Consider the following 25,183-nt stretch of genomic DNA (forward strand, 5'->3'; position numbering starts at 1 on the left):
TCTCAAACTGCTGCTCAAAGGACCACCTCAAAGATGATCTGGTCCCCAGCGCGCAACTGCGTCGGCGGATTGACCGTCGGGTCGAAATTGCGAAACTGAGTGTGCCCGATAACGTGCCAGCCGGTCGGAATGTCGGTCGCCGCAATGGCCGTTTGCCCGGCAGCAAACAAGACACTCCCGGCTGACACCTGGGGCCGCACCAGAGTGCGCCGCGGCACCGTCAGGGACTTCTCGTGAAACCCGCAGTAAACGAAGCCAGGTGCGAAGCCTGTCGCAAGCACGCGCATGCCGCCGCGATTATGCGCTTCGACGAAGCCGTCGATCGACAGGCCAAGCAAGGCCGCAACTTCACCGAGATCCGGACCGTCAAAGCGCACCGCGATGCGATGCGTTCGGCTCTCGCCGAACGCACCATCGCCACTCAGGCGCAAAGCCAGCTCACCGGAAAGGCGCGCCACACCGACCTGTGCAGGGTCAAAGCGCACCAAGACCGAAACAAGGCTCGGCACGATCTCGACAACGCCGATAATGCCGTCAGCCTTTAGCCGTGCTGCAAAGACCAGTGCGGCCCGGTTGGCGGCATCATCAAGGCTTTGACCGAAGCGGACCAGCAAGGCGCAATCGCCCAGTGGCACGATTTGAGGCAAAGTCGGCAAGCGGTGGTCACCGCCGCGCAGGGGCTGGTTTGATGGCTGTTTCATGGGCAATGCAGTCGTTCAGATGGAACCGCATGCCGTCAAGAGGCCAGTCATCAGCAGCCCTGCGTCAACAGAATGCCAAAGATCCGTGATGCGAGATCAGGGTGGTCCAATCGGTCAGTTTGGGTCGCGCCCCTCCTGCTCTATCACCGCCTCGAACAGGGTGCGGGCCTGCCCTGCCCCGATGGCCTCGATGGCCACGGCAGCAATGGCTGCAAACAGCTCCGCAATTTCCTGGGGATCGGTGATTTCGGCGTCGTCTTCGTCGGCGTCGGCGTTGATCAGGGTAAACATGAGGAACGCGCCTCCACACTGGAGCGGGATGCGGAAGTAGGGAGACGGTTTCCGCAGGAGCCCGCGACCACAATAGTCTGGAACCAGACTGGCTCCAGACGAGCCTACGAATAGGAGTGTGCGTCGATTCCGTTACCGCTTAAATAACGGAAACCACCCTGAAGGGGCAGAACCGGTCTTGCCGACAAGGTCAGCCTCGCTTACGCTTCGCGCGCTTTCACAATTCTGTCGCACGAGTGGGAAACACCATTTTCCGCAACGCCTTGGGGCCCAATGCGGTCTTTGCTGCACTAGGACGATTCGTCATCAAGCCTATCTAGCCACGACTCGATATCGTCCAGCGTGGCCGAGAAGGGCTTGGGCTCATCCCCATAAACAATCTTGAAGCTCTCATCGTCGCGCACGGCATGGCCGCCCGGCTGCCCGAGCACCTTTGCCTTTTCCGAGGTCAGAATCGTCAAACCGCGGCGTGCCGCCGCCCGTTTCATGCGCCGCATGCGCGAATTATCCAATTCCTTGCGGCTCATCGTTGCGGCCCCGGTCTAGTGGCGGGCAGGGAGGGATTCGAATACCACCCCTCAGCCCAGGATTTATAGGCATCTCCGCCAGCGCGTGTTACGCAACTCGTTACGCAGTTGGGGATCCCCGCAGCGTCATAACGCGACCACTGTCGCTGGCGCAAGCGGGAGGGTGTCATGACTACACCCAGATCATTGCGGCGGGGAGCGCGGGCCTGCTTCCAGACATGACAGTGGCGCCTGCATAAGGGCCTCCGATCCGTCGGCCGCGTATTTGTGGCCAGTCTTGGCCGCTGCGGCTCCGGCCTCACCATGCAGATATTGGCTGCCGGCGGCACAACTGCCTCGGCTGATACCCTGCCTTCGAAGATGATCACACTACCATCGGCAGCCTGCGGGCCGCATGGCTGAAAGCCAACGCGGCAACAAGCGGCCGATCATGAGGAAGTTAGTATCAATAAGATCCACTGCGACTGGTAAATGGTCAAAGACTCAATCCCGAACTGGAACTTAGCCGGCGTGGCACAACCTCGCTCTGGCAAAGGCGGCATGCTATTAGGGCATCTGCTGCGCCCCAAAAAGCCGGTCGCAATTCGCCTTGTAAAGCCACATCGAGTCCAGCACTTAATGGGGAACGTTCGGCACTGGATTAGGGATCGGGTGGTGAGAACTGCAGTCAGTAGGTGTCCGCTACCGTCCGATTGTACTGAGATGTTTTTTGACCGCAAACGACCATTCCTTGCCGTTGCCCGTGCTGACTTTATGGCGGATATGGGGCCGTTGAACTGACCCGCTGCGCGGGAGAGTGTGCGCGGTGAAATAACGGCAACGCACCGGTCATCACGCTTGATTGAGGATCGCCTGGTTCAGTCGTTCCCTTTTGGCTCCTTCAACCCAGGAACCGAACGATGACCAAACCTCTCCCCAACAACCCTGTCAGCCCGCTGCGCGAGAAACTGATCGGCGGCATGAACATGGCGACACTTCCGCGACATTGAACTGGTCTACCCTAACGCTGCAGCGCTATCACATCATCTGGGCGCTCCCCAAGACTGGCCAAACCGAAAAAACCCATAGCCCCCATCCTGTGGCTCGCGGGTCCTTTCCTCGGAGACTTTCGGGCGCTTGCCTGCAGCCGAAACTCTTCACGTTCTGTCCGACCGGTTCTGATGGAATTTGACTGATAGCGGACGAGATAGCGTTCAGTAGGAGGACTAACGATCACTCGGCTATCGCCGGCTGTCTATGATTTGCCTACAAGTCAGCAATGCGCCGCAACAGCATGCGCTTCACACGACCAGTCCGGTCCCATTCAACATGAAGAGCCAGCATTTGGCGCCGGAGCTAAGTGCCCCGGCGCCGCATTGCGTGCTGAGCAGCTCAGTTCGCGTCGGCCCAGCTCTTTACGAGTTCGTCATAGTCGACCGTGATCGGCTCTTCGTCCTCGTTGTCGAGCTTGAGCTGCGGAGCGAGATTTCCCTTGGAAACGGCGTCCGCGTTCCAGTAGGCGAGGTCGTGTTCCTCGGCCAACATGGGACCGATATCACCCTGCACGCCAGCGCGTTCGAGGCGAGCCATGACGCTCTCCTGCTCGGCGCACAGAGAGTCCATCGCCTCCTGAGGCGTCTTGGCGCCCGAGGATGCGTCGCCAATGGCCTGCCACCAAAGCTGAGCGAGCTTCGGGTAGTCCGGAACATTGGTGCCGGTGGGGGACCACTGAACGCGGGCGGGCGACCGGTAGAACTCGATCAGGCCGCCCAACTTGTCAGCCCGTTCGGTGAAGCTGTCATGCTGGATGGTGGATTCCCGCACGAATGTCAGCCCCACGTGGGACTTCTTGACGTCTACAGTGAGCGAAGTCACGAACTGGGCGTAGAGCCAGGCCGCCTGCGCACGGTCCACTGGGGTAGACTTCAGAATGGTCCACGAGCCCACGTCCTGATAGCCGAGCTTCATCCCGTCTTTCCAGTAGACGCCGTGTGGCGAGGGCGCCATGCGCCATTTGGGCGTACCGTCCTCGTTCATGACCGGTAGCCCTTCCTTGACCATGTCGGCGGTAAAGGCGGTGTACCAGAAGATCTGCTGGGCCACGCCGCCCTGGGCCGGCACCGGACCGGATTCGGAGAAAGTCATACCCTGCGCTTCAGGCGGCGCGTAGTTGTTCAGCCATTCAAGGTATTTGGCGATGGCATAAACCGAGGCGGGGCCATTGGTATCGCCGCCCCGCGCCACGCACGAGCCGACCGGACGGGAGTTCTCGTCCACCTTGATGCCCCATTCATCAACCGGCAGACCGTTAGGAATGCCCTTGTCGCCATTGCCAGCCATGGAGAGCCAGGCGTCGGTGAAGCGCCAGCCAAGCGAGGGGTCTTTTTTGCCGTAGTCCATGTGGCCATAGACAGGACCATCGCCCATATCGCGTCCGGTGAAGAATTCGGCGATATCCTCGTAGGCGCTCCAGTTGACCGGCACGCCCAGATCATAGCCGTACTCTTCCTTGAAGTCGGCCTGGACTTCCGGATCGCTGAACCAGTCATAGCGGAACCAGTAAAGATTGGCGAACTGCTGGTCGGGGAGCTGGTAAAGCTCGCCATCCGGAGCGGTGGTGAATTCAAGCCCGATGAAATCATCCAGGTTGAGCTTGGGGTTCGTGACGTCAGCTCCTTCATCCGCCATCCAGCCGGTGAGGCTGCGGGCCTGCTGATAGCGCCAGTGGGTGCCGATCAGGTCGGAGTCGTTGACATAGGCGTCATAGATATTTTCGCCCGACTGCATTTGAGTCTGCAGCTTTTCAACCACGTCACCTTCGCCGATCAGGTCATGCGTGACCTTAATCCCGGTCAGCGCGGTGAACGCGGGAGCCAGCACCTTGGACTCGTATTCGTGGGTGGTGATGGTTTCCGACACCACCTTGATGTCCATGCCGACATAGGGGGCGGCTGCTTCCATGAACCACTGGAGCTCTGCCTCCTGCTCCGCCCTGCTCAAGGTGGAGAGATCGCCAATTTCTTCATCAAGAAACTTGAGCCCCGCGTCCATGCTTTGCGACCATGCCGGGCTCGACACTGACAGCGCTAGGAGCGCCGCAGTCGAGAACAATAATTGCCGTTTCATTCCAATCCTCCCTTGGATCGACGTCATGCGATGCAGGAGCGACAGCGCTTTCAGGCCGTCCTCCTGACTTCCTCCCCTAGACAAAGCGGAACACGACTATCGCGTAGGCCACCGATAGGGCGAGACTCCACCATAGCTGCGGCCCGATCAGGCCCAGCCATGCAAGATTTATGAACGCGCTGCCGAGCAGCGAGATAAATAGCCTGTCTCCTCTGGTCGTCTCGAACCGGAGGATGCCCACCCGCGGATTGCCACCGGGCGCGCGCCATTCCCAGACGGTCATTCCGATCAACAGCAAGGCGATGATGGTAAAGAAGAGCGCCGTCGGCCAGGTCCAGGCCATCCATGAGAAATTCATGTGGTCCTCCTCACACGCGGCCCAGGGCAAAGCCCTTGGCGATGTAGTTGCGAACGAAATAGATCACCAGGGCGCCCGGAATGATGGTGAGCACCCCCGCGGCTGCCAACACACCCCAGTCCAGCCCCGAAGCCGAGACGGTCCGCGTCATGATCGCCGAAATCGGCTTGGCTGCCGTCGTGGTCAAGGTGCGGGCCAGCAGCAGTTCCACCCAGGAGAACATGAAGCAGAAGAAGGCCGCTACGCCGATTCCCGAAGCGATCAGCGGCATGAAGATACGCACGAAGAAACGGGGGAACGAGTAGCCGTCTATATAGGCCGTCTCGTCGATCTCCTTCGGTACGCCACTCATGAAGCCCTCCAGAATCCAGACGGCGAGCGGCACGTTAAAGAGGCAGTGCGCGAGCGCCACCGCAATATGGGTGTCGATCAGGCCGAAGGCCGAATAGAGCTGGAAGAATGGGAGGGCGAACACGGCCGGCGGCGCCATGCGGTTGGTGAGCAACCAGAAGAACAGATGCTTGTCCCCGAGGAACCTGTATCGTGAGAAAGCGTAGGCCGCCGGCAGAGCCACGGCCAATGAGATCACCGTGTTCAACACCACGTAGATGATCGAATTTATGTAGCCGGAATACCAGCTTGGGTCGCTGAAAATGACTGCGTAGTTCCGCCAGGTGAAATCCCTGGGCCACAACGAAAAGGCCCCGGTAATTTCCTGGTTCGTCTTGAAGCTCATATTGATGAGCCAGTAGAGCGGCAGCATCAGAAAGAGGATGTAGAGGGTCGGCACCAGCCAGCCCAGCCGGACGGTGGAGCGGGTGCGATTGAGCGATGCGACCTTGCCAGAGGTCATCGACCTGCCCACTGCTTTAGTCCCGGAGGCGACGTCTTGTTCGCTCATTGCTCGGCTCCCTTCCCGACATTGGTCATCACGGTATAGAAGACGTAGCTGACCAGCAGCACGATCAGGAAGTAGATCAGGGACATGGCCGCAGCCGGCCCGACGTCGAATTGGCCGATCGCCATCTTCACCAGATCGATTGAGAGGAAAGTGGTTTCGTTACCGGGTCCGCCGCCGGTCACCACGAATGGCTCGGTATAGATCATGAAGCTGTCCATGAACCGCAGCAGCACGGCGATCAGCAGCACGCGTTGCATTTTGGGCAACTGGATGAAGCGGAACACGCTCCAGCGTGACGCCCCGTCGATGCGGGCTGCCTGATAGTAAGCGTCGGGAATTGAAACGAGGCCCGCATAACAGAGCAGCACGACCAGGCTGGTCCAGTGCCAGACATCCATCACCACGATGGTGGCCCAAGCATCGAAAGGGTCCTGCACGTAGTTGTAGTCAATGCCTAGGCTCGCCAGAGTGCGACCAAGCAGACCGATATCGACGCGACCAAAGACCTGCCAGATGGTGCCGACCACGTTCCACGGTATCAGCAGCGGAAGCGCCATCAGCACAAGGCAGACGGGCACCCCCCAACCTCGCTTTGGCATGTTCAGGGCAATGAAGATGCCCAGCGGTATCTCGATGGCCAGGATGATGCCGGAGAACAGCAGGTTGCGCCAGAGGGCTGCCCAAAAGCGTTCCGAATGCAAAGTGTCGTCAAACCAGTCCAGGCCCGCCCAGAAGAACTGGTTGTTCCCGAAGGTATCCTGCACGGAATAATTGACGACCGTCATCAGCGGAATTATCGCCGAGAAAGCCACCAACACCAGCACCGGGAGCACGAGAAACCAGGCTTTGTTGTTCCAGGTTCTGTCCATCGTCACGCCTCCAGCGTCTGACGCCAGGAATCGGCGTAGATGTTGATGCCCTTGGGGTCGAACGTCACGCGCGGCTCGGAAGGCAGTTCCTGATGCTCCGGCACGATGGCTGCGATGTCGCTGCCCTCCAGCGTGCCGCGCACGATGCGATGACGGCCGATATCTTCAACCGCTTGAAGCTGGATGGGCATGCCTTCATCGCCCACGCGCACATATTCGGGGCGCACCCCCAATTCCAACCGTGCGCCGGAACCAGCCTTGGGTGCCCCCGGCAATTCGATCACATGCGGTCCGAGATGCGCCTTGGCGCCCTGCATCTTGACTGGCAATACGTTCATGCCGGGTGAGCCGATGAAATAGCCGACAAAGGTATGGCTGGGCCGCTCGAATAGCTCGGCGGGCGTACCGATCTGCACCACCTGCCCCTCATACATCACCACCACACTGTCAGCGAAGGTGAGCGCCTCGGTCTGGTCATGGGTCACGTAAACCATCGTGTAGCCAAAGCGCTTGTGCAATTGCTTGAGTTGGCTGCGAAGCACCCATTTCATGTGCGGATCGATGACGGTCAGCGGTTCATCAAACAGGATCGCATTGACGTCCTGACGGACGAGGCCGCGGCCAAGCGAAATCTTCTGTTTCTGGTCAGCGGTCAGCCCCTGGGCGCGTTTTTTCGCCCAGTTGGCCAGATCGATGATCTCCAGGGTCTCGTTGACGCGCCGCTTCACATCGGCCTCATCAACGCCCCGATTGCGCAGTGGAAAAGCGAGATTGTCGAACACCGTCATCGTGTCGTAGATGACCGGAAACTGGAAGACTTGAGCGATGTTGCGGTTCTCGGTCGGCAGGTCCGTTACGTCCGCACCATCGAACAGAACCCGTCCCCGGGTGGGGGGAACAAGCCCAGAAATGATATTGAGAAGGCTGGTCTTGCCGCACCCTGAAGGTCCCAGCAGGGCATATGCGCCGCCGTCCGCGAAGGTATGGTGGACTTCCTTGAGGGCGTAATCCTCGTCACGTTCGGGATTGGCGAGGTAGGAATGGCGGATATGGTCGAGGTCAATTCTGGCCATTGCTGTGCTCCTACGCCGCCATGGCCTGTGGCCGACCAATGGCCCGGCCGGCACTGTCAAAGACGAGCACGAGGCTCGGATCAAGGAACACCGAGATTTCCTCGTCAGCTTCCAGCTTCTGGACTCCCGGGGCCAGCATGATCCAGTCAGCATCGGCAAATCGCAGGTGCACGAAGCTTTCGGAACCAGTGATCTCCACCGAAGTGACTACGGCTTGCATCCGAACGGCATGCGGAACGCTGGGCTCAAGTGTCAGATGATGTGGCTGGAAGCCGACGGTGTACTCTCCGTCGGCAACCGCGGCCAGATCCCCGGACGCTGGCATTTCCACCCTGCCCTCCAAAACGTATGCGCTCCCACGCTTGCGCATTGCCAGAGTATTGAGCGGCGGGTCGGAAAAGGTGCGGGCCGTGATCAGGTCGTTGGGCCGCCGATAAACATCGATGGTCGGACCAAACTGCGTGACACGCCCCTCGGAGAGCGTCGCCGTATTGCCGCCGAGCAGCAAAGCTTCTGAAGGCTCGGTGGTGGCATAGACGAATATCGCGCCGCTTTCGGCAAAGATGCGCGGCAATTCCGCGCGCAGTTCCTCGCGCAGCTTGTAGTCCAGATTGGCGAGCGGTTCGTCGAGCAGCACCAGACCGGCATTCTTGACAATGGCACGGGCCAGCGCCGTGCGCTGCTGCTGACCACCCGAAAGGTTCAATGGCGTGCGGTCCAGATACGGCGTCAGCTTCATCAGATCTGCGGCTCTGAGAACCGCCTCATCAATACTCTGCTTGTCCGCGCCAGCAATACGCATGGGCGAGGCAATATTTTCGTAGACGCTCATCGTGGGGTAGTTGATGAACTGCTGGAACACCATGGCGACGTCTCGCTTTTGCGGTGAAACGCCGGTGACATCGACGCCGTCGAAATGGATGCTTCCCCGTGTTGGCCGATCAAGGCCCGCCATGATCCGCATCAGGCTGGTTTTGCCCGATAGCGTCGGTCCGAGCAGTACGTTGAGTGTTCCGCGCTCAAAAGACAGCGAAATCTCATCGAGATGCTTCTCGACACCTACTCGCTTGCTGACGTTTCGAAGCTCCAGCATATCCTACCCCTAGTCGACAGCCGAAACGGCGTGCAGCTTCAGATTGGCAGTAGTGGCTTTGCTATCGCTCGGCAGCATAGCACCATCAAGCAAGCTTGGTTCATGGAGACGCCAATAAATTTGCAGGTGTCTCCGTGGCCGCCCAGCGCTGGCCCAATGCCCAACACCAGCGCAGTCTCCACGAGGCCCGCTCGCCTGTGCCCGCAGCCTTTCGCCGGCGGACGCGCAATCAGCACCCGCCGCAGCTCCGGCCAATTGGAAAACCCGGATAGCCAATCTGTTTATCCTCCCGTCCCAACGCCGGATACCCGATCTTTAGGGACCGTTAAACGCTAGAACGAAAGCCAAATGAGTGTCAATCGAAAACAAACGCGCCATTGTTGATAGTTATTCGAACGGAAAAGCGGAACTCGCTGCAGTGCTATAGCGACGAGCCTCGCCGTCCGCCAATTCTGATCTGACGCGCTCAGCTGATAGGCAACACCGTTCAGTTTCTAGCCGTGACCGGGCAGTGACGCTTTCCACCCCTCTGGCCTCGGAAGTCAGGGATTTAGGCTTTCGGTGAGCTCAAGGCACGGCAAACTCACCTCATCCACTTCAGGCAGTTGCGGACAAACGGCTCTTCACAAACGAACCGGGCCGAAGCTCCCGCTCCCCAGCCAAGACCTGCATATGGGGCACGTCGGTGCCCAGTCTGATCTGCTTGGGGAGGACGTTGCAGGCTTCGGAAAGACGTACGCCGGTTTCGACGAACAGGTAGAGCTGCCCCGCGCCTCGGCGTTAAGCCCATCCAGCGCGCCGCCGGCCAGTATCTGCTCCTGGATGAACTGAGGATCAAAGGCGCTGCGCTTATCGCGGTTCTCACCGCCGAATCAAAGCCGGGCGACCACCGGCTTGAACTGCACCTGGTGCGCCATCTCGATGGTAGTGAACATCTTCTGCAAGTGGCCAAAATCCCTATTGGCCGTGCTGATCTTCAAACTCTCTTCGACAATGCGGTCCGACCACCATTTGCAGAAGGTCAGGGCGTCGTTGCGCGTCAGATCTGCCAGCGCCTGGTCGCCGAGCTCGGTTTCTAAATTGGCCTTGTACTCACAACCGGGCATCGGTCAGTTCTTCGCTCGTCTGGCACACATAGCCCAAATCCAGCGCCAGTTTCCGCGCCGCCTCGAAGCGGCGTCGGGCTTTCACGCTTTGCCCGTCGCGCAGACCGCGCCAGTAGGCATCGAACTCGATGTTGAGTTTGGACCCGCTGCGCGGCGCGAATGCCGCACGGGTCAAGGTTGACAAAATCCTTCGGGACACGTCGCAGCGGGTAACAGATGCCAGCGCGCCTATGCGGCTTGCTTGCGCCGGTGGCCTTATGCGAACGCCCCCGATTTTACACAGTCTAAGGCGCATGGAGCGCCCGAAAGGCCAACCGTAGCGGAAGACGTGAGGCAAACCGGGCTTTTCAGCGATAGTGGTTGGCGGGCAGGGAGGGATTCGAACCCCCGGAAGGCTTGCACCCTCGCCGGTTTTCAAGACCGGAGCAATCGACCACTCTGCCACCTGCCCATGGCCAGTGCGTTTAGCGGTGGCGACGCGACCTGTCTAGAGGCTTGCGCCGCCCAATTGCCGCCTTATGGTAGCAGAACCACCGACCCGGTGGTTTCCCGCCCCTCCAGGGCCCGGTGCGCGTCAACAACATCCGCCAACGGGTAGGTCCGGCCAATATCCACCTTGATATCGCCAGCCAGCACCGCGCCGAACAGCGCACTGGCACCCTCAAGCAGGTCGTCCCGCTTCGCAAAGTAGTGCACACCGGTCGGACGGGTCACAAACAACGAGCCCTTGCGCGCCAAGATGCCCAGATCAGGAACGCTGACCACGCCAGAAGCATTGCCGAAACTGGCCAGCAGACCGCGCGGCCGAAGGCAATCGAGAGATCCTTCGAAGGTCGCCTTGCCGACACCGTCATAAACGACATCGACGCCCCTGCCCCCGGTAAATTCCTTAACCAGACGCGGAAAGTCCTCAATACTGTAGTCAATGACATGATGACAGCCATGATCGAGTGCCTTCTGCACCTTGTCCGGCCCCCCCGCGGTTCCGATCACGGTTGCCCCCAGGGCCCGCGCCCACTGGGTCGCGATCAGTCCCGTGCCGCCCGCCGCCGCATGCCAGAGGATAGTTTCTCCCGACTGCACCGGCCAAGTCTTGAACAGCAGGTAATAGGCCGTCAGTCCCTTGAGCAGAACCGCCGCCGCCGTCTGGTCGTCTACGCCTTCGGGAATGGGCACCAGCTTTTCCACCGGCATCAGCCGCTCGTCAGCATAGGCGCCGGGTGAGCCCTGATAGCAGACGCGGTCACCGATTTTGACCTCCGTAACGTCTTCCCCGACCGCGATTACTTCACCCGCCGCCTCATTTCCAGCGACGAAGGGCAGCGGCAGCGGATATAGTCCCGAACGCTGATAGGTATCGATGAAGTTAAGGCCAATGGCGGTCTGGCGCACGCGGACCTGGCCTGGCCCCGGAGCGCCGACCTCCCAATCCTCGATGGACAACATCTCGGGTCCACCGACGGTGTTGACGGCGACGACTCTGGTCATTTTGGCGTCCTTGGTTTGCGCGGTGCCGATTTCGGTTTCGAAGTCGATCGGCTGGCATTGCTGGATTTGGTGCGCGACTTCGCCGTCGCAGCTTTCACGCTTGGCGTTACCGTTACCGGCGCCGTTCCGTCAATCGCCGCCATGGCGACTTGCGCCGACACTGAGCCTGTGTCACCGGTGAATGGCGTGAATTCGACCTTGCCACCATTGTCATTGCCGGTCCGCGCCTTGCGACCTTTCGCAAAAATATTGATGGCCTCGACCAGTACCGAGAAAGCCATGGCCGAATAGATGTAGCCCTTGGGAATGTGGAAGCCGAGCCCGTCAGCCACCAGCGTCACGCCGATCAGCAACAGGAAAGCCAGGGCCAGCATCTTGGTGGTGGGGTGATCGGCCACAAATTTTGCGATCGGCCCGGAGGCAAAGAACATCACCGCCACAGCCACGAGCACAGCTGCAACCATCACGATCACCTGATCGGCCGGGACCATGCCCACAGCAGTAATGATCGAGTCGATCGAGAACACCATGTCGATGACGACAATTTGCACCAGGATGGCCTGCAGGCTCGCCTTTGCAGCATCGACCAGCCCCACTTCGTGCGGCTCTTCGATTGCCGCATGCATTTCATGGGTAGCTTTGTAGATCAGGAACCCGCCACCCGCGATCAGGATGATGTCCTTCCAGGAAAAGCCATGGCCGAACGCTTCGAAGACCGGCTCCTTGAGCTGCACAATAAGGCTGATCAGGAACAGCAGGATGATCCGGAACACCAGCGCGAGGCCGATGCCGAGCTTGCGGGCGAACTCGGCCTGCTCGCGCGGCAGGCGTGACACAAGAACCGAGATGAACACGATATTGTCGATGCCCAGCACGATCTCCATCACGGTGAGCGTGGCAAAGGCAATCCAGACATTGGGGTCGGCAAGCAGTTCAAGCATCATGAGCTCCGCAATGGCGAGTCGTTGCACTAGCCCACTCTAGGGAGCCGGTGCACCCTGGTGAAGGCACAATCTTCGTTTCGGTTTTCCTGCGGCATCAAACCGGATCGCGGACCAGGCTTGGCTGCTGGTATGGCTATGATTGTCAGTGCTAGGCTCTGCAACCAAACCAAGCGAGACGCGACATGGACAGTTTTACGCCACTCACCGCCACACTGGGCGGCCTGCTTATCGGGCTCGCCTCAGCCGTATTGTGGTTGGGCAATGGCCGCATTGCCGGCATATCAGGCATTTTCGGGCAGTTATTGCCGCCGGCTCAGACTGTGGTCTGGCGCATTGTCTTCATCTTGTCGCTCGTGGGCGCGACGGCGCTGGCCGCTCTAGCCTTCCCACAAATAGGTGTAGGCGGGGTAGAGCCGGCAGTTCTGGTCACTCCCCCTGCGGCTTGGTCCCTGCCCGCGCCCGTCTGGCTGATCGTTGCCGGGCTGCTAACGGGCTTCGGTACAAAGGTCGGCAATGGATGCACCTCAGGCCACGGCGTCTGCGGCCTCGCCCGCCTGTCACTGCGCTCTTTGGTTGCAGTCATTGTCTTCTTTGGGGTCGCAATTCTCACTGTCACCGTAACGGGTATCGTCTGATGGCCGTGTTGCGTTTGCCCTACCTCGCCACCGCCGCACTAAGCGGTGCATTGTTCGGTTTCGGCCTCTACGTGTCTCAGATGGTCGATCCCCTCAAAGTGTTGCGGTTCCTCGACTTTACCGCCATACCCTCCGGCCGCTGGGATCCCAGCCTGGCCTTTGTCATCGTGCCAGCCATCCTCGTCATGTTTATCGCCGTGCGCATCAGCCGGCGCCGGGCCGCTCCCCTGTTCGATACCGATTTTCACGAACCCGAGTACAAGAGGATTGACCGCCGACTGGTTGGCGGCGCGGCCATGTTCGGCGTCGGATGGGGCATGTCCGGCATCTGCCCGGGGCCCGCAATTTCCTTGATCGCGTTTCAGCCAGATGGCCTTTGGCTGTTTATCGCTGCCATGCTCATCGGCTCACTCGCAGGTAGCCTGATATTGCCAAGCGGTCACCGCCGTCGGCTGGCAGACGCGGCCTCATGAGCCCGGACGCGGATATCATCGTTGTGGGCGGTGGCCTCGCTGGCGCCGCTGCCGCTATTGCCCTGGCGCGCAATGACTTCAAAGTCATCCACCTCGCCCCTACGGCCCCACCGGATCGCCGCACATCGGCTTTGATGATGCCCAGCGTCAATTTCATGCGCGAAGCGTGTCTCATTGACGATCCCGCTGAATTCGGTCACCCGCTAACCGCGATCCGGATCATCGACGCGACCCCTCGCCTGATCCGTGCCCCCGAGACCGTGTTCGAAGCAAGGGAAGCGGGACTCTCCGCATTCGGCTGGAACTTCTCGAACGCCGAGCTTCTCACCCGTTTTCAGACAGCGGCACCAGCCAATGGCCCCGATATTCGCAACATTGCAGTCGCGGATTATCGCCGCGCGGGCGACCTCGGCGAGGTCACGCTGGCGGACGGCTCAACCCTCGCAGCACCGCTCGTCGTCGGGGCGGATGGCAAGAAGTCACTGCTTCGTACCGCCGCCAAAATTGCCACCCGCGAACACCACTTTGCCGAGGCCGCCCTCGTATGCGATCTGGAACTGGGGCGGTCGATCGAGGGTACCTCCATCGAATTTCACTACCCGCGCGGTCCTTTCACCCTGGTTCCTGCTGGCGGGTCAAAGGCCAATTTGGTGTGGATCGATGAAGAGCCTGTGCTGCGGCGCATCCAATCAGAAGGTCCGGATGCGCTGATAACTGCAATTTCTCAGCATTCCCAACACCTGTTCGGCGCGGTATCGCTATCTTCCCCCAGCTTTGTTTTTTCGCTCTCCACACTGACCGTGGAAACCGGTGGCCGCGACGGCCTCGCGCTGGTTGGCGAATCGGCCCACGCCTTCCCCCCGATTGGTGCCCAGGGACTCAATCTGGGGCTGCGCGATGTCGCCGACCTGATCGCATCCGTCCGTGCTGCGGATCGCTCGCGATCTGATTGGGGGATTGAGGCGAGTCAGGATTATGCCCGCAGGCGCGCGCCCGATCTGGCCCGCACGGGTGGCATGGTCGACACCCTTTTCCGATCGTTACTTGCCGAATTGCTGCCCAGCCAAATCATGCGTGCCGGAGGCCTGTGGGCGCTAAAACTGCTGCCACCGCTTCGGCGGCAAGCCTTCGCGCTGGGCATGGGTGTGCGCGACTGAGCGCAAGAAAGGGCGCGGTCACCCGCGCCCTCCTGTAACACTAATCCTGCTGGCTTATTGTGCCGGAGCCCCTTCAGCAGCTGCACCCTCACCGGCTGGGGCTTCGACACCCTCGCCTGACAGCTGCTGGCGAAGCTGTTCGGCACGATCCTGCAGCACCTGCTCCAGGGCGTTCTGGCCCGATTCCTGCTGCTGCAGCTGCTCAAACGTCAGAGCGGCATCTCCATCATAAGTGGCGGTGAAGCCGGCCAGATCGATCTCGACCGACAGGTCCTGATTCTGCCGGTTCTTCGCGGTCAGGGTCAGCTTGGCGCCGCGCTTGAGCGAATTGACATACTGCTCATTGATCACGAGCTGGGTTGAGCACGACTGCACGTCGCACAGCATATAGGGCACGCGAACCGGCTTGGCATTGTCGATCTGCCAGGTCAGCCCAAACGGAAGCAAGACGCCAAGCGGCACAGCAGCCACCGCCAGCAGGCGGCTTTCCTGACCAGGATCATCACGCAGCAGGAACGAACCGAGGAACTGGCCATTGGCCAGCACCACCTGGCGCATCAGACAGGCCTTCTGCCCGTCAGGCAGCGGATCACAGACCTTCAGCCAATTTTGCGAGGCCAGCTCATCAACGGCGGCGGCCACGCCTTCAGTCGCGGAGTCTTCGGTGGGCGCTGCTTCGGCGGCCGGCGCCTCGGTCGTCGTCTCCTGCGCAATTGAAGCAATCGGGGAGAGCATCAGTGCAGCTACCGCAACACTGGCGACGAGGGGTTTCCTGAAAGTCATAGAATGTCCTTGCCTTCCTTGGCGGTCCCGGCGGCGCAAAACCGCCCGTAAATTCGAACTGCCCTTCAAGGGCTCAAATCGGGCAATAACATGACCGATGGGCATTGCCAAAACATTATGCTTGAGCGTGGTAACCGAGGCACGCTCAGGCCCCGGTTTCTGCCAGTTTTGCAAGCTTTGAAAGGATGGCCGCGGCCCCTTTGAGCCGCTGCTCCGCACTCGGCCAATTGCGTGCAAACACGAGTTTCTGATCGGGTTTGATCCGAACCTGATTACCCGGATCGCTGACCAGCTTCACCAGACCGGCCGGATTGGGGAACTCATTATTTCGCAAGCTGATGACCGCGCCCTTTGGTCCGGCATCGACCTTCTCGACATTGGCCTGGCGGCACAGCGACTTGACCAGGATCACCTTGAGCAAGGCCTCCACCTCCTCGGGCAAGGGACCGAACCTGTCGATCAGCTCTGCACCTGCCGCGTCGATATCGCGCAACTCATTCAGATCGCCGAGTTTGCGATAGAGCTGCATGCGCAATTGCAGATCGGGCACATAGCTCTCCGGAATCATCACCGGCATGCCCAGCGAGATTTGCGGGCTCCACTCGTTGCGGTCCTCGTATTCTTCCTCGCCGCTCTTGAGGTTGGCGACGGCCTCTTCCAGCATTGCCTGGTAGAGTTCGAAGCCGACCTCACGGATGTGGCCGGACTGCTCGTCGCCAAGCAAATTTCCCGCCCCGCGGATATCGAGGTCGTGACTGGCAAGCTGGAAGCCGGCGCCCAGACTTTCGAGCGATTGCAGCACGCCCAGGCGCCGCTCGGCAGTATCGGTCAGCTTGCGGTCAGGCGGCACGGTGAACAGTGCATAGGCGCGCTGCTTGGCCCTGCCGATGCGGCCCCGGATCTGGTAAAGCTGCGCCAGCCCGAACTGGTCTGCACGGTGTACAATCAGCGTATTGGCATTAGGAATATCAAGCCCCGATTCCACGATTGTCGTCGCCAGCAGCACATCGAACTTGTTGTCGTAAAACGCATTCATGATGTCATCGAGTTCACCCGGCGGCATCTGCCCATTGGCGACCACGAAGCTCACTTCCGGAACCTGTTGGCGCAGGAACGCGGCAATGTCGGGCTGGTCCTTGATCCTGGGCACGACATAGAAGCTCTGCCCACCGCGATATTTCTCGCGCAGCAGCGCTTCCCGGATCGAAAGCGGATCGAACGGCGAAATAAAGGTGCGGATGGCAAGGCGATCCACCGGCGGCGTCGCCAGCAGCGAGAGGTCGCGCACCCCGGTGAGCGCAAGCTGCAGCGTCCGCGGGATCGGCGTCGCGGTCAGTGTCAGCACATGCACATTGGCCTTGAGTTCCTTCAGGCGCTCCTTGTGGCCGACGCCAAAGTGCTGCTCCTCATCGATGATGAGAAGCCCCAGATCGTTGAACTTGATCGACTTCGACAAGAGGGCATGAGTGCCCACCACGATATCGACCTGGCCATCCGCCAATCCCTCCTTGGTGGCCTTTAACTCGGACGAGGGCACCATGCGCGAGGCATGGCGCACCCGCACCGGCAGGCCGTTGAACCGTTCCGAGAAGGTCTTGAAATGCTGCCGAGCCAACAGGGTCGTCGGCACCACGACGGCCACCTGCTTGCCGCTCAACGCCACCGCAAAGGCTGCCCGAAGCGCCACTTCTGTCTTGCCGAAGCCGACATCGCCGCACACCAGCCGGTCCATGACCTTGCCCGAGGAGATGTCGTCAAACACCGCCTCGATCGCATTGAGCTGGTCTTCAGTCTCCTCATACGGGAAGCGCGCCGCAAACTCGTCATAGGCGCCGGTATTGAGGTCGACGACGTCGGCCTTGGTCAGCAGCCGCTGCGCCGCCAGCTTGATGAGTTGCTCCGCCATCTCGCGGATGCGCTTCTTGAGCTTGCCCTTCTTGGCCTGCCAGGCAACACCGCCCAGCTTGTCCAGCGCTACCGAAGAATCATCGGAGCCATATCGGGTCAGCAGCTCGATGTTTTCGACTGGCAGGTACAGCTTGGTGTCACCGGCATATTGAAGTTCGACACACTCATGCGGCGCCCCACCCGCCTCGATCACCTTGAGCCCCAGGAACCGCCCGATACCATGGTCGACATGCACCACGAGGTCGCCTGCGCTCAGACTCGCCGCCTCGGTCAGGGCGTCGGATGCCTTCTTCCGCCGCTGCGGCCGGAGAATGCGTTCGCCCAGAATGTCCTGCTCGGAAAGAACCAGCAGATTCTTGGTCTCGAACCCGGTTTCAAGCGGCAGCACCACCAGCGATGTGGTCGCAGCGCTCGTGGTCTCGGCATCGCGCCAGTTTTCGGCCAGCCGCGGATTGGTCAACCCGTGGTCCTTGAGCACCTGCGCCATGCGATCGCGCGTGCCCGCACTCCAGCAAGCTACGACAGCTCGGCGTCCGTCGCGCCGTTCGGCCAGCAACCGATCGACCACCGCCTGGAACAGATTGACGTCGGATGCCACCCGTTCCGCCGCAAAGCTCGGCGCAATATGCCCGCCCGCATCGTCGCCACGCGCCGTGTCAGGTGCGAGGAACGGCGAAAGCCGCACCACCGATGCGCCCGCCAATTCGGTTGGCACCGCCTCCAGATCATAAAGCAGCTCTGGCTTGATCGGCTTGTAGGGTGCCCCGCCCCCGGCGACCCTGGGTTCCTGTCGGGCCGTTTCACGCGCCTCGTAATAATCGCGAATCTGCTCGGCACGTTCGGCAAAGGCCTCGGCCACCTGATCGTCGAACACAAACGGCGCATCCCCGACATAATCGGAGAGGCGATCCATGTGATCGTAAAAGAACGGGAGCCAATGCTCAGTGCCCGAATAGCGCGATCCACCGCTGACCGAGGCATAAAGCGTGTCGTCCACGGTATTGCCGCCAAAGGCCGCGGTATAGTTCTGCCGAAACCGCCTTATGGTCTCTTCATTGAGAACCACTTCGCTCATCGGCGTCAGGTCAATGCGCTTGAGCGTGCCGGTCGTGCGCTGGCTATCGGGGTCAAAGGTCCGGATCGATTCAAGCTGGCTGCCGAAAAAATCAAACCGCAAAGGCGCGTCCGATCCGGCCGGAAACAGGTCAACCAGGCCACCACGAACGGCAAACTCGCCGCTTTCCCGCACCGTGGGCACGCGTAGATAGCCATTATTGGCGGCCCAGGCGATCAGCTTGTCGCTGTCGACCATGCGGCCCACGGCGGCCGAAAAGCTCATCGTTTCGACCAGATCGCGCGGCGGCAGTTTCTGGATCAACGCATTGACCGCGGTGAGCACAATTGCCCCGCTTGCGCCGCTCGTGAGAGCAGCAAGAGCGTTCATGCGCGCCGCAATGGTCACCGTATTGGGCGAAACGCGGTCATAGGGCAGGCAGTCCCAAGCCGGTAGCGTCAAGATGGAATGTCCGGGCAGTATTGCGCCCAGAATTTCCGCCATGCGCTGCATGCGTCGGCCGTCGCGCGCTACAAAGACAAGGCTGGCGGCATCTTGCGGCGCCTCCTTGAGGCGCTGCTCGATCAGTTGTGCCAGCACCATGGGCTGCATGCCGTCTGGCACGTTGGAGATGGTGCGCACGTGCGGTGCCACCCCGGTCAGTTCATTCATTTTTCGACCCGGGCCTGATGATCGGCGATCACCAGTTCAAGAAAATCGCTGTCGATATGGGCGGGAGGGACTTCCTGCCTCATCACCCATTTCAGCAGCGGCGGGTCTTCCTCGTTCATCAGGGCTTCGAGCCGGTCCAGGGTCGGTCCGTCAAAGACCTCGACATTGGCGTCGGCAAATGGCCCGAGAATCAGGTCCATCTCCTTGGTACCTCGGTGCCAGGCCCTGTAGCGCAGGCGCTTGCGCCGAATAGCAATGTCCTCACCGGCCGTCATCTGGACACCCATGATTGAAAAATGTTCGCAATTTGGACGGGTTGTTTACGCGCAATGCCCAGCCTTGTCACGGCGCGATCGCACCGCGCCAACAACTTGCAAACGCCAGACGCGCTAGCTGATAAATAGCCAGACGAGATAGATTGCGCCCAATACCAAAATCCAGCACACCGTCGCCAGCACGATGATCACAGCAAGGCGCCACCGGCGTAGCCTACGCCCGTTCTCACTCGCCAGCGGGGCACTGGCCAGTTCACTATTCTTGGGCAAAATGCCTCCTCCGGGAACTTAAGTTCCTTCTGTGCGCATTCTATGGTCCCATGCCAGGAGACACGCAAGTAATTTACAGTTGACGGGCTCTCCGCCTTCGACACTGTCCGTTGCTCGTGCATGCTAACCTAATGCTGCGACCCGAATCGTGACCAGACCTGAGAACCTCCAACCACTTTTTCGCTCGCTGCACACCATCAAGGGTGTAGGCGACAAGCTGGCCGCCCTGTTGACGCGTTATTTCGGCGCTCCAGATGGACAGGAGGCCATCGTTCTCGATGTCCTTATGCACATGCCGTCCGGTGTCGTCGACCGCCGGCGGCAAGTTGGTATTGCGGAAGCTTACCTCAACCAAATCGTCACGCTCCGCCTCCACATCGACAGGCACCAGCCGCCGCCACGCGGCAAGCCGCATGTTCCGCACAGGGTTTTTGCCCATGACGACACCGGAGATATGCAGCTCGTCTTTTTTCGCGCCCAGGGCGGTTGGGTCGAACGCGCATTGCCCATTGGCGAAGAGCGCTACGTCTCCGGCCAGATCGGCTTCTTCAATGGCGAAAAGCAGATTACCCACCCCGATTACGTGGTCGAAGCGGACAAGTTCGAAACCCTCCCGCTGGTTGAACCTGTCTATCCGCTCACCAATGGCCTGAGCTCAAAGGCCCTTGCCAAGCTGGTGCGGCAGGCCGTCGACACGGTGCCCGACCTGCCCGAATGGATTGCGCCTGAAACCATGGAGAAGCGGAACTGGCCCGGCTTTGCCCGAGCAATGCGCATGGTGCACCTCCCTGAAAGCCCCGACCAAGCCGAGCTCTGGTCGCCGGCTCGACAGCGCTTGGCCTATGACGAATATCTGGCCGGCCAGATCACGCTGCAATTGGTCCGCTCCAGCATGGTCTCGGCCCGCGGTGTCGCCCGTAGCTTCACCGGCGCAATCTCGGAAAGGATCGCCGCTGCCCTGCCCTTTTCCCTCACCCAGGGCCAGCAAAAAGCCTTGGTGGAAATCCGGGCCGACCTTGCGGCACCTGATCGCATGTCGCGCCTGTTGCAGGGTGATGTCGGCTCCGGCAAAACTGTCGTCGCCCTCATGGCCATGGCCGCGATGGCCGAGAGCGGCGCCCAGTCCGCCCTTATGGCCCCCACCGAACTTCTGGCTTCCCAGCACTACCGGACCATCCAGCCCCTTTGCGAGGCCGCAGGACTGAGATGTGCCCTCCTCACCGGGAAAATGCCGGCGGCCGAGCGGCGCTCTATTCGTGCTGGGCTTGCTGATGGCGCCATATCCATTGCTGTTGGTACCCACGCCCTGTTCCAGTCCGATATTGCCTTTCACGATCTGGGCCTGACAGTGGTGGACGAACAGCATCGCTTCGGCGTGCACCAGCGTCTCGCCTTGTCCGACAAGGGTCGTCACACCGATCTGCTGGTGATGACCGCCACCCCCATTCCCCGCACCCTGGTGCTGACCCATTTCGGTGACATGGCGGTCAGCGTGCTGCGCGAGAAGCCACGCGGCCGCCAGCCGATCGACACCGCCGTCATGTCGATTGGCGACTATGACCGTGTTGTCTCCCGTCTCCAGACGCGCCTTGCCGAGGGCGCCCAGGCCTATTGGGTCTGCCCGCTGGTTGAGGAGAGCGATACTCTGGAAGTGGTTTCAGCCGAAGATCGCTTCGCCGAGCTCAAAACGGTCTTCGGCGACGAGGTCGCTCTGGTTCACGGCCGCATGTCCGCCGCTGCCAAACAAGACGTCATGCAGCGTTTCAAGGACAACGAGATCAAGTTGCTGGTAGCCACTACGGTCATTGAAGTCGGTGTCGACGTTCCCAACGCCACCATCATGATTATTGAGCATGCCGAACGTTTTGGCCTGGCCCAATTGCATCAGTTGCGCGGCCGTGTCGGCCGGGGCTCCCAGCGCTCGGCCTGTCTGCTGCTCTACAAGGACCCGCTTTCCGAAACCGCCAAGGCGCGCCTCGAAACCATCAAGTCCACCGAGGACGGCTTCCTGATTGCCGAGCGCGACCTTGAACTGCGCGGCCAAGGCGATGTGCTGGGCACGCGCCAGTCCGGCATGCCCGGCTACCGCCTGGCCGTGCCGGATGTGCACCGGCATCTGCTTGAGTTTGCCCATGACGAAGCGAAAGAGCTGATGCAGCGCAACCCCGCGCTGACGGGCCCCGATGGCGAAGCCGCACGCACCCTGCTCTATTTGTTCCGCAAGGATCTTGCGATTCCGCTGATCCGGGCCGGTTAGCCTGCTCTACTCAACCGTCACCGACTTGGCCAGATTGCGGGGCTGATCCACGTCTGTGCCCATGAACACGGCGGTATGATAGGCCAGCAATTGCACCGGAATGGTCGCCAGGATCGGCGCGACAAAGCTATGCACACGCGGAATTTCGATGATGTCGGCAACGCCGTGCCCAACTGTCCGCGCCCCTTCGGGATCGGTAATCAGGATGATGTTCCCGCCGCGTGCCGCCACTTCCTGCATGTTTGACAAGGTCTTGTCGACCAACTCGTCCGACGGCGCCACCACGATCACTGGCATGGCCTCGTCAACCAGGGCGATGGGGCCGTGTTTGAGTTCACCCGCCGCATAACCTTCAGCATGGATATAGCTGATTTCCTTGAGCTTTAGCGCCCCCTCCATCGCCACCGGGAACATTGCTCCACGCCCTAGGTAAAGCACATCCTTGGCCTTGGAGAGCCGCTTGGAAATGTCCATGATCTGTGCTTCGGCAGCCAGAGCCGCTGAGACCGCCGAAGGCAATGCGGTCATCGCCCGCACCAGCTCCGTTTCCTGCTCGGCAGACACCACACCACGCGCCCGTCCGGCCGCAATGGCCAGACTGGCCAGCGCCGTAAGCTGTGCGGTCAACGCCTTGGTCGAGGCCACGCCGATTTCCGGGCCGCAGAGGATCGGGAACACCACCCCGGATTCGCGCGCAATGGTCGATTCAAGCGTATTGACCAGGCTCGCCACATGCTGCCCCTGTCCGGTGCAGTAGCGCAGCGCCGCGAGCGTATCGGCCGTCTCGCCCGATTGCGAAATGAACAGCGACAGTCCGCCCTTTTCCAGCGGCGGCTCGCGATAGCGAAACTCACTGGCAACATCGATATCCACCGGCAGCCGCGCATAACGCTCGAACCAGTATTTCGCGATAGCACCGGCATAATAGGCCGTCCCGCAAGCGCTCATGGTAAGGCGCGACAGATCGGCAAAATCAAACGGAAGCGTCTCGCGAATGGCGACCTTTTCGGCACCCATGTCCACATAGTGGCTCAGCGTATGCGAGATCGTTTCGGGTTGCTCATAGATTTCCTTGGCCATGAAATGGCGATGATTGCCCTTGTCGACCAGCAGGGCCGAAGCTTGCGAGACCATCTGCTCGCGTTCCACCAGCGCATCCTTGCCGTCACGAATGGTCACCCCTGCCGGCGTGATCACCGCCCAGTCGCCATCCTCAAGATAAGTCAGCCGCGAGGTGAACGGCGCCAGGGCCATCGCGTCGGAGCCCAGATACATCTCGGTCGTGCCATAGCCGACGGCCAGCGGCGCACCATGGCGCGCGGCAATCAACAGCCCGTCCTCGCCCTTGAACAGGAAAGCCAGGGCAAAGGCGCCCTTGAGCTTCTTGAGGGTCCGCGCCACGGCCAGTTCCGGCTCGGCGCCATTGTCGAGCTCCCGGGTGACCCACAGCGCCACTGATTCCGTGTCGGTCTGTGTCTGGGGCCGATAGCCATCCCTCGCCAGGTCTTCCAGCAATTCGCGAAAATTCTCGATTATGCCATTGTGCACGATAGCGACGCGCTCGGTCGCGTGCGGATGCGCATTGATTTCCGTCGGCGCGCCATGCGTCGCCCAACGCGTATGGCCTATGCCGATATGCCCCTCGAGCGGTTCCATGCCCAGCTTGCTGGCCAGATTGCCCAGCTTGCCCTCGGCCCGACGGCGGGCAATCGCGCCATCCTCCAGCGTCGCGACGCCAGCGCTGTCATAGCCACGATATTCGAGGCGTTTCAGAGCGTCCACAAGACGACCGGCCACCGGCGCATCGCCGACAATACCAACGATACCGCACATGCTATTTTCCTTTCGCCGCCTTCTTGGCCAGGGCCCGATCTCGCAATTTTGACGCGTAACCCGGCTTATTTTCCTGCCGCGCCCGGCCCAGCGCCAGCGCATCTGCAGGCACATCCTGGGTAATCACACTGCCAGAAGCGGTATAGGCGCCGGCGCCAATATTAACCGGGGCCACCAGTGATGCATTGGAGCCAATAAACACATTGTCCCCAATGATCGTCTTGTCCTTGTTCACGCCATCGTAATTGCAGGTGATTGTTCCCGCCCCGATATTGGTCTTGGTCCCGATTTCAGCGTCACCGAGATAGCTCAGATGCCCCGCCTTGGTTCCGGCGCCGATCTTGCTTTTCTTCACTTCGACGAAATTGCCCAGATGCACATCGGGGCCCAGCTCGGCCCCACCGCGAATGCGCGCAAACGGCCCAATGCTCGACCCTTCGCCGATTACGGCATCCTCAATGTCGCAGAAGGCGCGGATCTCGACATTGTCGGCAATTTTCACGCCCGGCCCGAAAACCACATTGGGGAAAATCGTCACATCGCGCCCGATCTCGGTATCCCACGAGAACCACACGCTGTTCGGATCGCGTAGGGTGACGCCGGCCGCCATGATTTCCTTGCGCTTGAACTGCTGAAAGGTCGCTTCGGCTTCTGACAGCTTCTCGCGATTGTCCACACCGACCAGTTCAGCGGCATCCGCTTCGATAAAGTCTACGCGCCGGCCATCACCCGTTGCCAGTTCCACAGCGTCGGTTAGATAATATTCGCCCTTGGCATTTTCATTGCCGATGCGATCGATCACGCCGCGCAGCGCATCACCCCGAAAACCGATGATCCCCGAATTGCACAGGCCGATCTGGCGCTCGGCCTCGGTCGCGTCCTTGTGCTCCCGAATAGCGCGCACCCGGTCGCCCTCTGTCAGCAATCTGCCATAGCCCGTCGGATCACCAGGGCGGAACCCAACAACCACCATGTCGGCGCCATCATCGAGCTTTGCAACGATGCTGCTGATTGTCTCGGCAGTGACCAGCGGCGTGTCAGCATACAGCACCAAGACATGTCCGGGCGCCGTCTCATAGGCAGCGCGCGCCTGCTGCACCGCATGGGCCGTCCCCAGCCGCTGCTCCTGTCGCGAGATGTGCGCCATCGCCTCAAATCGGGTAACCGCAGCCTCGACCGCCTCGTGGCCCGGCCCGACAACAACAGCGACTTTCGAACCAAATCCCTGCACCGTACGCAGCACATGGCTGACCACCGGCAGCCCCCCGACCGGATGTAAAACTTTGGGCATGGCGGACTTCATCCGCGTGCCCTCGCCCGCCGCCAGAATGATCGAAAGCAGTTCGGCCATCACGCTCTCCCCGATCCACCGGTTTTCTCCCGGCATTTACACAAATTTATGGCAGCCAA

The 25,183-nt window shown here is 60.6% G+C and carries 23 protein-coding genes and 1 tRNA gene; 4 read left to right on the forward strand and 20 right to left on the reverse strand.

The window, feature by feature from the left end:
• Positions 1 to 14 precede the first annotated feature (14 nt).
• The 14 genes from GO014_RS04345 to GO014_RS04410 form a co-directional block, all read right to left on the reverse strand.
• On the reverse strand, positions 15 to 701 hold the full coding sequence (locus GO014_RS04345) for a 5-oxoprolinase subunit B family protein (protein ID WP_157289252.1): 687 nt from the start codon (positions 699 to 701) through the stop codon (positions 15 to 17).
• Between the two features lie 114 nt (positions 702 to 815).
• Positions 816 to 992 carry a hypothetical protein gene (locus GO014_RS04350; RefSeq protein ID WP_157289253.1) on the reverse strand — a complete coding sequence of 59 codons (177 nt, stop codon included), beginning with the start codon at positions 990 to 992 and terminating at the stop codon, positions 816 to 818.
• A 290-nt stretch (positions 993 to 1,282) separates the two neighbouring features.
• Entirely contained in the window at positions 1,283 to 1,519 is a 237-nt protein-coding gene (locus tag GO014_RS04355) for a hypothetical protein (RefSeq protein ID WP_116588630.1), read from the reverse strand.
• Positions 1,520 to 2,890: 1,371 nt separating this feature from the next.
• Positions 2,891 to 4,624 (reverse strand): ABC transporter substrate-binding protein, encoded by a 1,734-nt coding sequence (locus tag GO014_RS04360; protein ID WP_157289254.1) that lies wholly within the window; start codon positions 4,622 to 4,624, stop codon positions 2,891 to 2,893.
• Between the two features lie 76 nt (positions 4,625 to 4,700).
• Positions 4,701 to 4,982, reverse strand: a complete 282-nt coding sequence (locus GO014_RS04365; RefSeq protein WP_157289255.1) for a DUF2160 domain-containing protein — start codon at positions 4,980 to 4,982, stop codon at positions 4,701 to 4,703.
• A 10-nt stretch (positions 4,983 to 4,992) separates the two neighbouring features.
• Complete coding sequence (locus tag GO014_RS04370; protein WP_116588706.1) at positions 4,993 to 5,835, reverse strand: carbohydrate ABC transporter permease; 843 nt, start codon at positions 5,833 to 5,835, stop codon at positions 4,993 to 4,995.
• A gap of 44 nt (positions 5,836 to 5,879) precedes the next feature.
• Complete coding sequence (locus tag GO014_RS04375; RefSeq protein ID WP_116588627.1) at positions 5,880 to 6,752, reverse strand: carbohydrate ABC transporter permease; 873 nt, start codon at positions 6,750 to 6,752, stop codon at positions 5,880 to 5,882.
• A gap of 2 nt (positions 6,753 to 6,754) precedes the next feature.
• Positions 6,755 to 7,825, reverse strand: a complete 1,071-nt coding sequence (locus GO014_RS04380) for an ABC transporter ATP-binding protein (protein ID WP_157289256.1) — start codon at positions 7,823 to 7,825, stop codon at positions 6,755 to 6,757.
• Between the two features lie 10 nt (positions 7,826 to 7,835).
• Positions 7,836 to 8,918 carry an ABC transporter ATP-binding protein gene (locus GO014_RS04385; RefSeq protein ID WP_157289257.1) on the reverse strand — a complete coding sequence of 361 codons (1,083 nt, stop codon included), beginning with the start codon at positions 8,916 to 8,918 and terminating at the stop codon, positions 7,836 to 7,838.
• A gap of 872 nt (positions 8,919 to 9,790) precedes the next feature.
• On the reverse strand, positions 9,791 to 10,024 hold the full coding sequence (locus GO014_RS04390; protein WP_157289258.1) for a hypothetical protein: 234 nt from the start codon (positions 10,022 to 10,024) through the stop codon (positions 9,791 to 9,793).
• A complete protein-coding gene (locus GO014_RS04395; protein ID WP_157289259.1) occupies positions 10,011 to 10,199 on the reverse strand; it encodes a hypothetical protein in 189 nt (62 codons plus the stop codon). Before GO014_RS04395 ends, GO014_RS04390 begins: the two co-directional genes overlap by 14 nt.
• 186 nt (positions 10,200 to 10,385) lie before the next feature.
• Positions 10,386 to 10,475, reverse strand: a tRNA-Ser gene (locus tag GO014_RS04400).
• A gap of 65 nt (positions 10,476 to 10,540) precedes the next feature.
• Entirely contained in the window at positions 10,541 to 11,512 is a 972-nt protein-coding gene (locus tag GO014_RS04405) for a quinone oxidoreductase family protein (RefSeq protein WP_157289260.1), read from the reverse strand.
• Positions 11,509 to 12,453, reverse strand: coding sequence for a TerC family protein (locus tag GO014_RS04410; RefSeq protein ID WP_157289261.1), 945 nt, complete (start codon positions 12,451 to 12,453; stop codon positions 11,509 to 11,511). Before GO014_RS04410 ends, GO014_RS04405 begins: the two co-directional genes overlap by 4 nt.
• 185 nt (positions 12,454 to 12,638) lie before the next feature.
• On the opposite strand from GO014_RS04410, the gene GO014_RS04415 reads away from it, so the two are divergent.
• The 3 genes from GO014_RS04415 to GO014_RS04425 are packed head-to-tail and all read left to right on the forward strand — an operon-like array spanning position 12,639 to position 14,721.
• The gene (locus GO014_RS04415; protein WP_157289262.1) at positions 12,639 to 13,091 is read left to right on the forward strand and encodes a YeeE/YedE family protein; all 453 of its coding nucleotides are present in this window, start codon (positions 12,639 to 12,641) and stop codon (positions 13,089 to 13,091) included.
• Positions 13,091 to 13,564 carry a DUF6691 family protein gene (locus GO014_RS04420; protein ID WP_157289263.1) on the forward strand — a complete coding sequence of 158 codons (474 nt, stop codon included), beginning with the start codon at positions 13,091 to 13,093 and terminating at the stop codon, positions 13,562 to 13,564. The genes GO014_RS04415 and GO014_RS04420 overlap by 1 nt, the downstream gene beginning before the upstream one ends.
• The gene (locus tag GO014_RS04425) at positions 13,561 to 14,721 is read left to right on the forward strand and encodes an FAD-dependent monooxygenase (protein WP_157289264.1); all 1,161 of its coding nucleotides are present in this window, start codon (positions 13,561 to 13,563) and stop codon (positions 14,719 to 14,721) included. Before GO014_RS04420 ends, GO014_RS04425 begins: the two co-directional genes overlap by 4 nt.
• Positions 14,722 to 14,775: 54 nt before the next feature.
• On the opposite strand, the gene GO014_RS04430 is transcribed toward GO014_RS04425, so the two are convergent.
• The 4 genes from GO014_RS04430 to GO014_RS04445 form a co-directional block, all read right to left on the reverse strand.
• Positions 14,776 to 15,504, reverse strand: a complete 729-nt coding sequence (locus GO014_RS04430) for an invasion associated locus B family protein (RefSeq protein WP_157289265.1) — start codon at positions 15,502 to 15,504, stop codon at positions 14,776 to 14,778.
• A 145-nt stretch (positions 15,505 to 15,649) separates the two neighbouring features.
• Positions 15,650 to 19,138, reverse strand: a complete 3,489-nt coding sequence (gene mfd / locus GO014_RS04435) for a transcription-repair coupling factor (protein WP_157289266.1) — start codon at positions 19,136 to 19,138, stop codon at positions 15,650 to 15,652.
• Positions 19,135 to 19,425, reverse strand: a complete 291-nt coding sequence (locus GO014_RS04440) for an FAD assembly factor SdhE (protein WP_116588616.1) — start codon at positions 19,423 to 19,425, stop codon at positions 19,135 to 19,137. The genes mfd and GO014_RS04440 overlap by 4 nt, the downstream gene beginning before the upstream one ends.
• Before the next feature lie 102 nt (positions 19,426 to 19,527).
• On the reverse strand, positions 19,528 to 19,683 hold the full coding sequence (locus GO014_RS04445; protein ID WP_157289268.1) for a hypothetical protein: 156 nt from the start codon (positions 19,681 to 19,683) through the stop codon (positions 19,528 to 19,530).
• A 148-nt stretch (positions 19,684 to 19,831) separates the two neighbouring features.
• Between GO014_RS04445 and recG the strand changes: the two genes are divergently transcribed.
• The gene (gene recG, locus GO014_RS04450) at positions 19,832 to 21,940 is read left to right on the forward strand and encodes an ATP-dependent DNA helicase RecG (protein WP_343030766.1); all 2,109 of its coding nucleotides are present in this window, start codon (positions 19,832 to 19,834) and stop codon (positions 21,938 to 21,940) included.
• Between the two features lie 6 nt (positions 21,941 to 21,946).
• Here the strand turns inward: recG and glmS are convergent, their stop codons facing one another.
• Both glmS and glmU read right to left on the reverse strand, forming a co-directional pair.
• A complete protein-coding gene (gene glmS, locus GO014_RS04455; protein ID WP_157289269.1) occupies positions 21,947 to 23,773 on the reverse strand; it encodes a glutamine--fructose-6-phosphate transaminase (isomerizing) in 1,827 nt (608 codons plus the stop codon).
• A 1-nt stretch (position 23,774) separates the two neighbouring features.
• Complete coding sequence (glmU, locus tag GO014_RS04460) at positions 23,775 to 25,124, reverse strand: bifunctional UDP-N-acetylglucosamine diphosphorylase/glucosamine-1-phosphate N-acetyltransferase GlmU (protein WP_157289270.1); 1,350 nt, start codon at positions 25,122 to 25,124, stop codon at positions 23,775 to 23,777.
• Between the last annotated feature and the right edge of the window lie 59 nt (positions 25,125 to 25,183).

The organism is Devosia marina, from assembly GCF_009758415.1.
Taxonomy (GTDB): Bacteria; Pseudomonadota; Alphaproteobacteria; order Rhizobiales; family Devosiaceae; genus Devosia; species Devosia marina.

What these genes read in the sequence shown, in the direction of transcription:
- mfd (WP_157289266.1), bottom strand. Translation starts at nt 19,138, where the DNA reads ATGAATGAACTGACCGGGGTGGCACCGCACGTGCGCACCATCTCCAAC.
- GO014_RS04405 (WP_157289260.1), bottom strand. Translation starts at nt 11,512, where the DNA reads ATGACCAGAGTCGTCGCCGTCAACACCGTCGGTGGACCCGAGATGTTG.
- GO014_RS04390 (WP_157289258.1), bottom strand. Translation starts at nt 10,024, where the DNA reads ATGCCCGGTTGTGAGTACAAGGCCAATTTAGAAACCGAGCTCGGCGAC.
- GO014_RS04370 (WP_116588706.1), bottom strand. Translation starts at nt 5,835, where the DNA reads ATGACCTCTGGCAAGGTCGCATCGCTCAATCGCACCCGCTCCACCGTC.
- GO014_RS04365 (WP_157289255.1), bottom strand. Translation starts at nt 4,982, where the DNA reads ATGAATTTCTCATGGATGGCCTGGACCTGGCCGACGGCGCTCTTCTTT.
- GO014_RS04380 (WP_157289256.1), bottom strand. Translation starts at nt 7,825, where the DNA reads ATGGCCAGAATTGACCTCGACCATATCCGCCATTCCTACCTCGCCAAT.
- GO014_RS04375 (WP_116588627.1), bottom strand. Translation starts at nt 6,752, where the DNA reads ATGGACAGAACCTGGAACAACAAAGCCTGGTTTCTCGTGCTCCCGGTG.
- GO014_RS04430 (WP_157289265.1), bottom strand. Translation starts at nt 15,504, where the DNA reads ATGACTTTCAGGAAACCCCTCGTCGCCAGTGTTGCGGTAGCTGCACTG.
- GO014_RS04410 (WP_157289261.1), bottom strand. Translation starts at nt 12,453, where the DNA reads ATGCTTGAACTGCTTGCCGACCCCAATGTCTGGATTGCCTTTGCCACG.
- GO014_RS04350 (WP_157289253.1), bottom strand. Translation starts at nt 992, where the DNA reads ATGTTTACCCTGATCAACGCCGACGCCGACGAAGACGACGCCGAAATC.
- GO014_RS04360 (WP_157289254.1), bottom strand. Translation starts at nt 4,624, where the DNA reads ATGAAACGGCAATTATTGTTCTCGACTGCGGCGCTCCTAGCGCTGTCA.
- GO014_RS04415 (WP_157289262.1), top strand. Translation starts at nt 12,639, where the DNA reads ATGGACAGTTTTACGCCACTCACCGCCACACTGGGCGGCCTGCTTATC.
- glmU (WP_157289270.1), bottom strand. Translation starts at nt 25,124, where the DNA reads ATGGCCGAACTGCTTTCGATCATTCTGGCGGCGGGCGAGGGCACGCGG.
- GO014_RS04385 (WP_157289257.1), bottom strand. Translation starts at nt 8,918, where the DNA reads ATGCTGGAGCTTCGAAACGTCAGCAAGCGAGTAGGTGTCGAGAAGCAT.
- GO014_RS04420 (WP_157289263.1), top strand. Translation starts at nt 13,091, where the DNA reads ATGGCCGTGTTGCGTTTGCCCTACCTCGCCACCGCCGCACTAAGCGGT.
- GO014_RS04425 (WP_157289264.1), top strand. Translation starts at nt 13,561, where the DNA reads ATGAGCCCGGACGCGGATATCATCGTTGTGGGCGGTGGCCTCGCTGGC.
- glmS (WP_157289269.1), bottom strand. Translation starts at nt 23,773, where the DNA reads ATGTGCGGTATCGTTGGTATTGTCGGCGATGCGCCGGTGGCCGGTCGT.
- GO014_RS04355 (WP_116588630.1), bottom strand. Translation starts at nt 1,519, where the DNA reads ATGAGCCGCAAGGAATTGGATAATTCGCGCATGCGGCGCATGAAACGG.
- GO014_RS04345 (WP_157289252.1), bottom strand. Translation starts at nt 701, where the DNA reads ATGAAACAGCCATCAAACCAGCCCCTGCGCGGCGGTGACCACCGCTTG.
- GO014_RS04440 (WP_116588616.1), bottom strand. Translation starts at nt 19,425, where the DNA reads ATGGGTGTCCAGATGACGGCCGGTGAGGACATTGCTATTCGGCGCAAG.